The sequence below is a fragment of the Campylobacter sp. BCW_6465 genome (assembly GCF_001762815.1).
Classification (GTDB): domain Bacteria; phylum Campylobacterota; class Campylobacteria; order Campylobacterales; family Campylobacteraceae; genus Campylobacter_D; species Campylobacter_D jejuni.
On sequence record NZ_MJXN01000016.1, the window covers coordinates 69696 to 81371 of the forward strand.

Sequence of the window (11676 nt, forward strand, 5' to 3'; positions counted from 1 at the left end):
TTTTAAAAAGGTTTATTATGTTTGTTAAAAATGTAAATTTTTATTACAGACAAATCCTTGAAAAATTTGAAAATTCTTATTTTGCAGAGGATTTGACTAAGGTAATTATAGGGATTGATTGTGATTATTTAGATGCTAATGAATTATCCTTTAGCGAGTTTAAGGCAAAATATTATGAAGCTTTAAGCAAGAATAAAATTTGCGATTTTGCTGGATTTTTTGGAGTTTTTAGTGCAAATTTTGTATCTTTGTTTGAAAAAATTCCACTTTCTTCTAAGAAAAATTATGATTTTCCTTTATTTTTATTCGCCAATGCTAAAGCTTATTTGATTTATGAGAAAAATAGTAAGATATTTTTTAAATTTGGCGCTTCAAAATATTTTGAATATTTAAAAGATGATATTGAGCCAATAAAAACGAAGCAAAAAAATGATTTTGAAATTTTAAACTCTTTAGAAGATGAAAAAAATGATTTTTTAAAAATGTGTGAAAAAGCTAAAGAATATCTTTTAAGTGGAGATATTTTTCAAGTGGTCTTAAGTAAGCAACTTTGTATCAAGCATCAAGTAAATGCTTTTGATTATTATGAGAGTTTAAGTGTTTTAAATCCAAGCGCTTATATGTTTTATTTTCCAAGTAAATATGGTGTTGTTTTGGGTTCTTCTCCAGAGTTTTTATTAAAAATTAAAAAAAGAGAGATTTATTTAGCCCCTATTGCTGGAACTAGAAATTTGGAAAATAACTGCGATCTTTTGGCTTTAGAAAAAGATCTTTTAAGTGATGAAAAAGAACTTAGTGAACATAAGATGCTTGTAGATTTAGCAAGAAATGATGCTTCTAAATTTGGCACTCAAACAAGGGTGGAAAATCTTTTTTCTATTATTAAAAATAAATTTGTCATGCATATAGTGAGTGAAGTGTATGCCAATATGAAAGAAGATGCGAGTATTTTCGATGTGATTGAAGCAGTTTTTCCAGCGGGAACTTTAAGTGGAGCTCCTAAAATAAGAGCTTTAGAGATCATTAGTGAGCTTGAAGATTGTGATCGTGGAGTTTATGGTGGTGCGGTAGGATTTTTAAATTTCAATGAAGATATAACTTTAGCGATTTTAATCCGTTGCGCTTTTTTTACTCAAGATAAGGCTTATTTGGCAAGTGGGGCGGGTATTGTTTTGCAAAGTGAGAGTCAAAAAGAATATGCAGAAATTTGTGCTAAACGCAAGGCACTTTTGGTAGCTTTTGAAAAATTAAAAAAGGAAAATCAATGATACTTTTAATTGATAATTATGATTCTTTTGTTTTTAATGTTAAAAGCATGTTAGAACAACTCAGCAATGATGAAATTTTAGTAAGAAGAAATGATGAAATTTCTCTGAGTGAAATTAAAAATTTAAATCCTACTCATATTATTTTAAGCCCTGGTCCAAAACATCCCAGTCAAAGTGGGATTTGTCTTGAAATTTTTAAAGCAAGGCTTAATATCCCTGTTTTAGGTATTTGTTTAGGGTATCAAGCTTTAGCTTTAGCTTTTGATTCTTTAGTGGTTAAAATGCAAGAGCCTATGCATGCAAAAAATTCTTTGATAAAACAATGCAAGGAAAATGAATTATTTTCTAATTTGCCTTCAAATTTTAGCGTAATGCGTTATCATTCTTTAGAGGTTAAACAGCTTGGTGATGAGCTTGAAATTTTAGCCCTTGATGAAAAGGGTGTGATTATGGCTTTGGGACATAAAAATTTACCTTATTATGGCGTGCAATTTCACCCTGAAAGTTATTTTAGTGAATATGGCTTACAACTTTTTTCTAATTTTTTAAAACAAGATATAAAAAAATCACAAAAACAAGAAAATCCTTTAAGTTTTTATTTGCAAAAAATGAGTGAAAATCATTTTTTACAAAGCGATGATTTTGAGCAAATTTGCAAGATTATTATGTCTAAAGATTATGAAATTTTACAAGTGGCGGCTTTGTTGATTTTAATCACTGAAAAGTCTTTAAACGAAAAATCTTTAAGTGCTTTTGTAAGACAAATTTTAAGATATTCTCAAACTTTTAGTGATGAGAGTGAGATGATTGATATTTGCGGAACAGGTGGAGATGGTTTTAAAAGTATCAATGTTTCTACGACTAGCGCTTTTATTTTAGCAGCTTTAGGGGTAAAAGTAGCCAAACACGGAAATCGTGCCATTTCAAGTTCTAGCGGAAGTACAGATGTGTTAGAAGCTTTAAATATAACTACTCCAAACACTTTAGAATCAGCTTTAAAACAACTAAACAATCAAGGGCTTAGTTTTTTACATGCTCCATTTTTCCATCCTTTAGTAGGAGAACTTAAAGAGATCAGATCAAGGCTTGGAGTAAGAACGGTTTTTAATGTTTTAGGTCCTTTATTGCACCCTAATTTAAAGTTAAAATATCAACTTATGGGAAATTATCACGCACCTGTGCATAGGCTTTTGATAGAGGTTTTAAAAAATTTAGGACGCAAAAAAGCTTTAGTGGTAAGAGGAAATGATGGTATGGATGAGCTTAGTATTTGCGATGAAAGTAAAATTTATGAGCTTTGTGAAGGAGAAATTTTAGAGTATTCTATCTGTCCTGAACAATTTGGTTTTAAAAGAGCTTTTCATAGTGAAATCATAGGATCTAGTGCATATGAAAACGCTAAGGATTTAAAAGATATTTTAAGTGGTAAAATGCAAGGGGCAAAATTTGATTTAGTAGTTTTAAATGCTATGTTTGCACTTTATACAGCCAATAAAGCAAGTTCGCCTTTAGTGGCTAAAGATATGATTTTAGAAGCCATTTATTCAGGTAAAGTTATAGAGTATTTTAAGGAGTATCAAGCTTATGCTAAAGCTTAAAATTTGTGGCATTAAAGATGAAAAAAATGCTAAAGATTTAGCTTTTTTAAATATTGATTTTTTTGGACTTATTTTTGCTAAAAGTCCAAGAAGAGTGAGTTTAGAACAAGCAAGAAATTTAAGTGCAATTTTTCATGAAAAAGATAAAAAAGTTGTCGGTGTTTTTGTAGATGAAAATTTGGAACAAATTTTAAGATGTATTCAAGAAGTTAAGCTTGATGGAGTACAAATTTATCGCACTATTACCAAAGAAGAATTTGAAATTTTAAAGGTACAAAATGTTTTTGTATGGCAGGTGATAAGTGTGGAAGATAGTTTAGATTTAAAAAGTGAAATTTTTGCTGATTTAGTGCTTTTTGATGCTAAGGGAATTTTAAAGGGCGGTAATGGAATAAGTTTTAATTGGACTTTATTAAGTTCTTATACTAAAGATTTTGTATTAGCTGGAGGCATAGGTTTAGATAATATTCATAAGGCTGTAAAAACAGGAGCTAAAATTTTAGATCTTAATTCGAAATTTGAAGATGAAAAAGGCTTAAAAGATATCAATAAAATAAAACAAATTTTAAAGGAGTTGAAAAAATGAAAAAAGCGTATTATGGGGATTTTGGTGGGCAGTTTTTGCCTGAAAGTGCAATGTTTGCTTTAAATGAGCTAGAAGGTGCTTTTTTGAAATTTTCTAAAGATAAACTCTTTAAAAAAGAATTAAACGAGCTTTTAAAAACTTATGTAGGCCGTCCTACTCCACTTTATTTTGCTAGAAATTTAAGCAAAAAATATCAGCATGAAATTTATTTAAAACGCGAGGATTTAAATCATACTGGAGCACATAAAATCAATAATGCTATCGCTCAAGCCCTTTTAGCAAAAAAAATGGGAAAGAAAAAAATCATAGCAGAAACAGGAGCAGGTCAACACGGACTTGCAACAGCCACTGCAGCAGCACTTTTAGGACTTGAATGTGAAATTTATATGGGGGCAATCGATGTGCAAAGACAGGCTTTAAATGTTTATAAAATGGAGCTTTTGGGTGCTAAAATTCATGCAGTACAAAGTGGGCTTAAAACTCTAAAAGAAGCTACTACTGCAGCTATTCAAGCTTGGGTTGGGGATATTAAAAATATTTTTTATGTGGTTGGAAGCGCGGTAGGTCCTTATCCTTATCCTAAAATAGTAATGCATTTTCAAAGCATTATAGGAAAAGAATGCAAAATGCAACTTCAAAAACTCAATAAAAAAGTAGATTATATTATTGCAGCTGTTGGGGGTGGAAGCAATGCAGCAGGAATATTTTATGATTTTATCAAAGATGAAAATGTTAAACTTATAGGTATTGAAGCAGGGGGGCTTGGCATTGATACGCCTTATCATGCAGCGACTTTAAATAAGGGAAAAACAGGCATTATTCACGGTATGAAAACCAAGGTTTTACAAGATGATTTAGGCAATATCTTGCCTGTACATAGTGTTTCTGCAGGGCTTGATTATCCAGGAATTGGTCCTTTGCATGCTTTTTTATTTGAAAGCAAAAGAGCGCAATATCATGCTATAAGTGATGAAGAATGTATGCAGGCTTTAAAATTACTTTGTAAAGAAGAAGGTATTATTGCAGCGATTGAAAGTTCGCATGCTTTGGCATTTTTAGAAAAACTTTGTCCAACTTTAAAAAAGAAAAGCGTGATAGTAGTAAATCTTTCAGGTAGGGGAGATAAAGATATGCAAATGATTAGAGATTATAAAAAAGGGGTGATTTATGGTTGATTTTAGAAAATTTTATAAAGAAAATGCAAATGTGGCTTATACGGTTTTAGGTTATCCAAATCTTCAAACAAGTGAAGCTTTTTTGCAAAGATTGGATCAAAGCCCTATTGATATTTTAGAACTTGGTGTTGCTTATAGTGATCCTATTGCCGATGGTGAGATTATTGCAGATGCGGCAAAAATAGCTCTTGATCAAGGTGTAGATATTTACAATGTTTTTGAGCTTTTAGCTAGGGTAAAAACTAAAAAAGCTTTGGTTTTTATGGTTTATTATAATTTAATTTTTTCTTATGGTTTGGAAAAATTTGTGAAAAAAGCAAAATCTTTAGGGATTTGTGCTTTGATTATACCTGAATTAAGTTTTGAAGAAAGTGATGATTTAATTAAAGAGTGTGAAAAATATAATATAGCTTTAATTACACTTGTAAGTGTTACAACCCCTAAAGAAAGGGTTAAAAAGTTAGTAAAACATGCTAAAGGTTTTATTTATTTATTAGCAAGCATAGGTATTACAGGTACTAAAAGTGTCGAAGAAGCAGTCTTACAAGATAAAGTAAAAGAAATCAGATCTTTTACAAATTTGCCTATTTTTGTAGGTTTTGGCATTCAAAATAATCAAGATGTAAAAAGAATGAGAAAAGTTGCTGATGGAGTGATTGTGGGAACTAGCATAGTAAAGTGTTTTAAACAAGGAAATTTGGATATAATAATGAAAGATATTGAAGAAATTTTCAAAAAATAAAATTTTAAAACATATTTTTATTTTATATTTACTATAATTTTAAATTAAGTTTTTTATAAAGGTGGTAGCTATGTTAAAGATTCTTGAGTATTCCATCACTCATTTTTGCGAGCATATCTTAAGACTTCGCATTGAAGCAGCTCAAGATATAAGCGGTGAACTTTATGGAGCGAGTATTTCTATCATGGGCAAAAGCGAAGGAGAAAGTAATTTTTATTTATTTTTTCCAAAAGAATTTTTAAAAAAAATTGCAGAAATTTTAATTAATGATGAAAAATTTAAAGAAGATGACTGGTGCGATTTAACTAAAGAATGTGCCAATCAGATTATAGGTTATGCTAAAAATTTGTTAAATGATGCCAAGGGTGATGACGAGTATAAACTCGGAATTCCGGAATATTTAGGAAAAGTTGATTTTTCTGAAATAGTTCTAGATGAAGCTTTAACTTATAAATTTGAAAATTGTTATTTTAGAATAGGATATTGCAAATAATGAGCGATGATATAGAGTTTAACATTCATCATGGGCTTTTACAATCTTATGAAGATATCTTAGATATTACAGTAGATTTTGTAAGCGAGCTTGGAACTACAAATATGAGTGTAGCGGAGCTTTTAAAACTTGAAGTAGGCTCGGTTATTGATCTTGAAAAGCCTGCTGGAGAAAGCGTTGAGCTTTATATCAATAAAAGAATTTTTGGCAAAGGCGAGGTTATGGTTTATGAAAAAAATCTCGCTATAAGAATTAATGAAATTTTGGATTCTAAGACTGTGCTTCAATACTTTAAAAAAGAAATTTAAATGAGATTACTAGTATTATTTTTTTTAATTTTACCTTTATATAGTGTTGAGTTGATTAGTTATAATATCTATGATAGAAATGACCGAGTAGATTTAATGCTTTCTTTTGATAATGCTTATAATGGCAAGATTTCTCAAAAAAAAGAAAAAAATTTAACTCTTTTAACTTTTAGTGATTTAACGTATTCTAAAGATGAATTAAAAGAACTTAACTCTCAACTTGTAGATAAAATTAGTATTAGTTCTAAAAATAATAATACCTATATTATGCTACAAAACAAACAAAATATTAATTTAGAACTTAGTTCTATCAATGATAAATTTGGAGTAAGAATACGAGCTATAGAGCAAGGAAAAGCAAATATCGAATCTGTACCTACAACTACTGTGAATAATTCTCAAGAATTAATGCCTAAACCAAAAAGTACAAGTTTAGAAGGGTATGATTATACAAATTATATCTTGGTAATGCTGATTTTAGTTATTTTGTTAATAGTGCTTTGGTGGTTTAAAAAGACTATGGTTTATAAAAATAACAATGTTTCTAGAGATTTTACTATGATTTTCCAAAGATTTTTAGATAAAAATAATCAACTTGTTGTTTTTGATCACGCTAATAAACGTTATACAATGATAATAGGTAATTCCAATGTGCTTTTAGAAAGTGTTGAAATTCCAGAGGAACAAATAATAAAACATACAGAAAAAACAGAGAAAAATTTTGATTCTTTTTTTGAAGAGAATAAAAAAAGAATTCAAAATCTTATAGAGCAGCGTCAAAAAGGTAAAAAATCTTAAATTTTTTGATTGATTGCTAATGCTATGGTAGCTGGTTTTGCAATTTTTTTGAGCTCATCTTTGGGTAAATTAAGAATTTTGTTTTCTTGATATATATAAAGAGTATTGTTTGCAAAAGCAAAATCAATCTTATCTTCATTTGTGCTTAAAGTTTTAGCTAGGCACAAAATAAAATTAAGCCATGAAATGGTATGAATATTGGGTAAAAGTTGTTTATAGGGTTCAAGATTATAAGGATTAACTTTTTTTCCATTAAGCTTAATAATGCTAGCAATTAAAGCTTTTTCTTTATGTGAAAATCCATAATTTAATCCACCTAGTACAAAATGAGCAGAGTGTTCATTAGCAAAATAGAAATTTAAATATTCTCCAATATGGCATAATTTAGCAGCATTTAGTAAAGTATGCTTATAGTTATCGTTAAGTTTATGAAGATTTTTAAGGGTTGTAAAAATTTGCAGAGCAAAATGTGGAGTTTTATTTTTTTGTTTTGATTGTAAAAATTTATCTTGTAAACATTTTAAACTGGGATTGAAATTTGGTGGAAAAGTGATTTTAGGACGAAGCAAATCTTGTAAATAAACTCCTTCTCTGATTCCAACCCCACTCGTGATAACTTGTTTGGCTTTTATTTTTTCCGCAATCTTTAAAAAAATAAATATACCCTCTTTAATGGTATCAAAACGATCCTTTTTTATGCCAAAATTGATTAAAGAGTCTAAGTTTGAATTAAAAATTTTTAAAATATGTCCTTTTTCTTCATCTAGCATATAGCGAAAATCATGTAAATTTTTCAGTGGATAGGAATTTTTTTGCATAATGGAATTAGATATTGCTCTTAAGCTTCCACCTATTGCAATAAGGTTTTGATTGCAAAATTCTTTAGGAATTTGTTCTAAAATTGGTTTTATAAATTCTTCTAAAGAATCCATTTTTCCAGTATCATAGAACAATTCTTTTAGCCTAACAGTGCCAATATCAAGAGATATACAAGAAATAATTCTATTATTTTTTATTAAACACAATTCACTAGAACCACCACCTATGTCTAAAGTGGTTCCATCCTTAAAAGGACTTAATAAATTTAAAGCCGCAAGACCACCTAAGTAACTTTCGCTTTTTCCATCTATACAGCGTATATTTAAAGACAGATTATCTTTGATTCTTTTAATGAAATTTTTTGAATTTGGGGCATCTCTTAAGGCCGATGTGCCTACTATAAATATTTTTTTGCACTTATGCTTTAAAGCACATTGTTTGAAAAAAGCTAAGGCATTTTCGGCTCTTTGCATGGCTTCTTCTTGGAGAATTTTGCCATTATTATAAGCATTTTCTCCAAGTCTTACTTTGCGTTTGTATTCGCAAGTTGTATAAAAACCATATCTAGAAGTTTTTTCAAAAATCACCATTCTAATGGAGTTTGAGCCAAGATCAACAACGGCTGTTTTTTTTGCCATTAAAATTCTCTATCTCTATGTTTGAGTTTTAATTCTTCTATAGTTTCTACATTATCAGGATCAGGAATGATACATTCATATGGGCAAGCAACAATACAGGCAGGCTCTGAAAAATCATTAACGCACTCTGAACAAAGATCAGGGTCTATTACATAAATTGGACTATTTTCATAAATAGCTTCATCAGGACATTCTTCTCTGCAAGCATCACAACATACGCAGTCTTTTGTAATTAAAAGAGACATCATAACCTTTCAAAAATTTAAAAAATAATTTTAGTTTATACAATAACAAAACTTAAATAAAATATAAAAATAGAAATAAAGATAAATTTTTTGCACCGAAGGTGCAAAATTGTTAAGATTTTTTAGGGAAGCAGAAACGGTATCCTCTACGACGAACTGTTTCTATGGTAGATATGTTTAACGGTTTATCCATTTTTTGACGAATTTGATTGATAGCTACTTCGATAACATTTGGAGTTACTAACTCAGGTTCTTCCCAGATAGCATCTAAAAGTTGTTCTTTGGATACAATTTGATCCGAATGTCTTGCTAAGTGCGTTAAAACTTCAAAAGGTTTTCCTTTAAGTTCTATATCTTGACCTTTATAAGTAATTTTTTCCTCATCTGGATCAATAACTAAGTCTTCAATTTTAATAACATTGGTTCCGCCAAGTCTTAGTCTTGCTTCAATTCTTGCGAGTAGAATATCAAAATCTAAAGGTTTTTTAACAAAATCATCAGCTCCAGCTTTCAAAGCTTTGATTTCTGTTTCTTTGTCTGTTTTTGAAGACATAATCATAACTGAAGTTCTTGGAGATTTATGCTTAATAGTGTTAACAAGTTCAGCTCCATCTCCATCAGGTAAAGTCCAGTTTGCTAAAACTAAATCATAATGTCTAATGCCGATAAAGTATTCTCCATCTTTAAAATTTTCAGAAGAATCGGTTTGATAACCAAATTCATTAAGATTGTCTATAATTGTTTTATTTAGGCTAATCTCATCTTCTATAACTAAAATTCTCATTTGTTCTATCCTTATTAAGAAAAATTTAAAGAATTATATCATAGCTTAAGTAAATGTTTAGATATCTTTAAAAAAAAATTAATATTTTTTTTTCAATTTAACCCCAACTGTAGCATTTTTTATTATATGGGGTTTGAAAATTTTTATGTTAAGATTGGTTAAATTAGGAAAATCTTTTTTTAAATTTAAGCTTACAAAGTCTAAAGACTCTTCAAGGGTGTAAAATTCTTCTTTTTTATACCATTTTTTAATTTTGGTAATTACCTCTGCATAATTTAAAAATTCATTTGCTTTAGCTTTAAGCTTGATAATAATTTTTTGTTTTTTCCTTCTTTCGAAATCTAATATACCGATGATACACTTAAAGTGAAATTTTATTTTTATATGACTTTGCATTCTTCTTTAAAAATCAATCTTTTAATATTAGGTAGATGTTTATATACTATAATAAAAGCGATAATGAAAACGGGTGCATGTGTATGAATTTCTAAGTCATAATTAAATATAAAAGAACTTGCAACAAAAGCAAGTAACGCTGCTAAAGAAGCTAGCGAAGATATTTTGAAAATTTTTCCAATAACTGCCCACACAATAAATGCTGTAAGCACTTCCAATGGAAGCAAAACTATCATAGCACCTGCTCCTGTTGCTATGCCTTTCCCTCCTTCAAATAACAAGTAAATTGAAAAACAGTGTCCAAAAATAGCCAAAACTGCCACGCTCCAAAGCAAAGCTTGATCATAATGAAGAAATTTTAAGATTAGTAAAGGAATAGCTGCTTTTGCAAAATCTAAAATTATTGTAGCAATGGCAAGTTTTTTTGCTAGTTTGGGATTTTTTTCTTTTACTACTCTTAAAACATTGGTTGCCCCTATACTTTTTGAACCTTCTTTTTTGATATCAGTTTTAGCAAAAAATTTAGCTAGGATTAGCCCAAAAGGGATTGAACCTAAAAGATATATAAAAGCGTAAATTATTAAATTTTCCATAATATCCTTTTCAAATCATCTTAAAATTTTAAGATTTATAACTAAAAATTATATCTTGTGAAAATAAATAAACAAAAAATAATTTTTTAAGATAAAAATAGTATTAATTAATTATAAATATTTTTTAATAATATTTATTTTTATTTAAGCTCTAAATGATTATTATTTTATTTTAATTTATCTTTAATAGGAGTTTGTAAATGAAAGTAAAATCATTGCTAATTGCATCCTTAGTTGCTTTTTCAAGCTTAAATGCTGCAAGTCTTATAGATGAAGCTAAAAATTCAGGTCTTGTTGCCTTACCAAAAGATCAAAAAGGCGTTGATGAAATTTTAAAACAAAATGGAGTAAAGGCTAGTGAATTTACTCTTGAAAAAGCAGAGCTTGGTAAAAAGCTTTATTTTGAACCACGCCTTTCAAAAAGTGGTATCATTTCTTGTAATACCTGTCATAATGTAGGACTTGGTGGAACAGATGGAGTCAGTACTGCAATAGGTCATAAATGGACAGCAAATCCTCATCATTTAAATTCACCAACAGTTTATAATGCAGTTTTAAATAATACTCAATTTTGGGATGGTCGTGCAGGAACATTAGCCGATCAAGCTAAAGGTCCAATCCAAGCTGATCCTGAAATGGCAACTCCTGCTAAACTTGCAGTAGAAAAAATTTCATCTTTGCCTGAATACGTTAGTGAGTTTAAAAAAATCTATGGTAAAAGCGGTGTAAATTTTGACAATATTGCTGATGCAATTGCAAATTTTGAAAGAACTTTGATCACTCCATCTCGTTTTGATAAATTTTTAGAAGGCGATGAAAAAGCTTTAACAAAAGAAGAACAAAAAGGCTTAAAGCTTTTTATAGACAAGGGTTGTGTAGCTTGTCATAATGGTGTGAATTTAGGTGGCAATATGCAAGCGTTTGAAGTTGCTGGTAAATATAAATTTGCAAATTTAGGTGATTTTAAAGGTGATGCAAATGGCATGGTAAAAACTCCAACTTTAAGAAATGTTGCTGAAACTGCTCCATATTTTCATAATGGCGCTATTTGGAATCTAAAAGATGCTATTAAGGAAATGGGTAGTGTGCAACTTGGCATTAAAATTTCTGATAAAGAAGCAAAAAGTATTGAAACTTTCTTAAAATCTTTAACAGGAACAAAACCAGCAATTGTTTATCCACAACTTCCTATTTCTACTGAAAAAACTCCTAAACCTGAACTATAAGGTTCCA

14 protein-coding genes are annotated in these 11676 nt (G+C 29.4%); 9 read left to right on the top strand and 5 right to left on the bottom strand.

Features of this window, described 5'->3' with window-relative positions; translation table 11 throughout:
* Positions 1–17 precede the first annotated feature (17 nt).
* The 8 genes from AJ886_RS01105 (at position 18) to AJ886_RS01140 (ending at position 6968) form a co-directional block, all read left to right on the top strand.
* Entirely contained in the window at positions 18–1268 is a 1251-nt protein-coding gene (locus AJ886_RS01105) for an anthranilate synthase component I family protein (protein ID WP_070239990.1), read from the top strand.
* On the top strand, positions 1265–2866 hold the full coding sequence (gene trpD / locus AJ886_RS01110; RefSeq protein ID WP_070287031.1) for an anthranilate phosphoribosyltransferase: 1602 nt from the start codon (positions 1265–1267) through the stop codon (positions 2864–2866). The genes AJ886_RS01105 and trpD overlap by 4 nt, the downstream gene beginning before the upstream one ends.
* Positions 2853–3452, top strand: coding sequence for a phosphoribosylanthranilate isomerase (locus AJ886_RS01115; RefSeq protein ID WP_044778487.1), 600 nt, complete (start codon positions 2853–2855; stop codon positions 3450–3452). The genes trpD and AJ886_RS01115 overlap by 14 nt, the downstream gene beginning before the upstream one ends.
* Positions 3449–4627 (top strand): tryptophan synthase subunit beta, encoded by a 1179-nt coding sequence (gene trpB, locus AJ886_RS01120; RefSeq protein ID WP_070287032.1) that lies wholly within the window; start codon positions 3449–3451, stop codon positions 4625–4627. The genes AJ886_RS01115 and trpB overlap by 4 nt, the downstream gene beginning before the upstream one ends.
* The gene (gene trpA, locus AJ886_RS01125; protein WP_070233655.1) at positions 4620–5369 is read left to right on the top strand and encodes a tryptophan synthase subunit alpha; all 750 of its coding nucleotides are present in this window, start codon (positions 4620–4622) and stop codon (positions 5367–5369) included. Before trpB ends, trpA begins: the two co-directional genes overlap by 8 nt.
* A gap of 70 nt (positions 5370–5439) precedes the next feature.
* Complete coding sequence (locus AJ886_RS01130; protein ID WP_044780438.1) at positions 5440–5862, top strand: chemotaxis protein CheX; 423 nt, start codon at positions 5440–5442, stop codon at positions 5860–5862.
* On the top strand, positions 5862–6170 hold the full coding sequence (gene fliN, locus AJ886_RS01135; RefSeq protein WP_002824739.1) for a flagellar motor switch protein FliN: 309 nt from the start codon (positions 5862–5864) through the stop codon (positions 6168–6170). Before AJ886_RS01130 ends, fliN begins: the two co-directional genes overlap by 1 nt.
* Positions 6171–6968, top strand: a complete 798-nt coding sequence (locus tag AJ886_RS01140) for a hypothetical protein (protein ID WP_070252430.1) — start codon at positions 6171–6173, stop codon at positions 6966–6968. It begins immediately after the preceding gene.
* On the opposite strand, the gene AJ886_RS01145 is transcribed toward AJ886_RS01140, so the two are convergent.
* The 5 genes from AJ886_RS01145 to plsY form a co-directional block, all read right to left on the bottom strand.
* A complete protein-coding gene (locus tag AJ886_RS01145) occupies positions 6965–8425 on the bottom strand; it encodes a Ppx/GppA phosphatase family protein (RefSeq protein WP_070252429.1) in 1461 nt (486 codons plus the stop codon). The genes AJ886_RS01140 and AJ886_RS01145 overlap by 4 nt on opposite strands.
* Positions 8425–8670 carry a YfhL family 4Fe-4S dicluster ferredoxin gene (locus AJ886_RS01150; protein ID WP_002854647.1) on the bottom strand — a complete coding sequence of 82 codons (246 nt, stop codon included), beginning with the start codon at positions 8668–8670 and terminating at the stop codon, positions 8425–8427. Before AJ886_RS01150 ends, AJ886_RS01145 begins: the two co-directional genes overlap by 1 nt.
* A 112-nt stretch (positions 8671–8782) precedes the next feature.
* Positions 8783–9454 carry a homeostatic response regulator transcription factor HsrA gene (gene hsrA / locus AJ886_RS01155; RefSeq protein WP_002857553.1) on the bottom strand — a complete coding sequence of 224 codons (672 nt, stop codon included), beginning with the start codon at positions 9452–9454 and terminating at the stop codon, positions 8783–8785.
* Positions 9455–9532: 78 nt separating this feature from the next.
* Positions 9533–9850, bottom strand: a complete 318-nt coding sequence (locus AJ886_RS01160) for a dihydroneopterin aldolase (RefSeq protein WP_002857609.1) — start codon at positions 9848–9850, stop codon at positions 9533–9535.
* Complete coding sequence (plsY, locus tag AJ886_RS01165) at positions 9835–10443, bottom strand: glycerol-3-phosphate 1-O-acyltransferase PlsY (protein ID WP_070252428.1); 609 nt, start codon at positions 10441–10443, stop codon at positions 9835–9837. The genes AJ886_RS01160 and plsY overlap by 16 nt, the downstream gene beginning before the upstream one ends.
* A 200-nt stretch (positions 10444–10643) precedes the next feature.
* Here plsY and AJ886_RS01170 point away from each other — a divergent pair, with 200 nt between their 5' ends.
* On the top strand, positions 10644–11669 hold the full coding sequence (locus tag AJ886_RS01170; RefSeq protein WP_002870765.1) for a cytochrome-c peroxidase: 1026 nt from the start codon (positions 10644–10646) through the stop codon (positions 11667–11669).
* The last annotated feature ends 7 nt before the right edge of the window (positions 11670–11676 follow it).

What these genes read in the sequence shown, in the direction of transcription:
- plsY (WP_070252428.1), bottom strand. Translation starts at nt 10,443, where the DNA reads ATGGAAAATTTAATAATTTACGCTTTTATATATCTTTTAGGTTCAATC.
- fliN (WP_002824739.1), top strand. Translation starts at nt 5,862, where the DNA reads ATGAGCGATGATATAGAGTTTAACATTCATCATGGGCTTTTACAATCT.
- AJ886_RS01145 (WP_070252429.1), bottom strand. Translation starts at nt 8,425, where the DNA reads ATGGCAAAAAAAACAGCCGTTGTTGATCTTGGCTCAAACTCCATTAGA.
- AJ886_RS01170 (WP_002870765.1), top strand. Translation starts at nt 10,644, where the DNA reads ATGAAAGTAAAATCATTGCTAATTGCATCCTTAGTTGCTTTTTCAAGC.
- AJ886_RS01115 (WP_044778487.1), top strand. Translation starts at nt 2,853, where the DNA reads ATGCTAAAGCTTAAAATTTGTGGCATTAAAGATGAAAAAAATGCTAAA.
- AJ886_RS01105 (WP_070239990.1), top strand. Translation starts at nt 18, where the DNA reads ATGTTTGTTAAAAATGTAAATTTTTATTACAGACAAATCCTTGAAAAA.
- trpD (WP_070287031.1), top strand. Translation starts at nt 1,265, where the DNA reads ATGATACTTTTAATTGATAATTATGATTCTTTTGTTTTTAATGTTAAA.
- trpA (WP_070233655.1), top strand. Translation starts at nt 4,620, where the DNA reads ATGGTTGATTTTAGAAAATTTTATAAAGAAAATGCAAATGTGGCTTAT.
- AJ886_RS01140 (WP_070252430.1), top strand. Translation starts at nt 6,171, where the DNA reads ATGAGATTACTAGTATTATTTTTTTTAATTTTACCTTTATATAGTGTT.
- hsrA (WP_002857553.1), bottom strand. Translation starts at nt 9,454, where the DNA reads ATGAGAATTTTAGTTATAGAAGATGAGATTAGCCTAAATAAAACAATT.
- AJ886_RS01130 (WP_044780438.1), top strand. Translation starts at nt 5,440, where the DNA reads ATGTTAAAGATTCTTGAGTATTCCATCACTCATTTTTGCGAGCATATC.
- trpB (WP_070287032.1), top strand. Translation starts at nt 3,449, where the DNA reads ATGAAAAAAGCGTATTATGGGGATTTTGGTGGGCAGTTTTTGCCTGAA.
- AJ886_RS01160 (WP_002857609.1), bottom strand. Translation starts at nt 9,850, where the DNA reads ATGCAAAGTCATATAAAAATAAAATTTCACTTTAAGTGTATCATCGGT.
- AJ886_RS01150 (WP_002854647.1), bottom strand. Translation starts at nt 8,670, where the DNA reads ATGTCTCTTTTAATTACAAAAGACTGCGTATGTTGTGATGCTTGCAGA.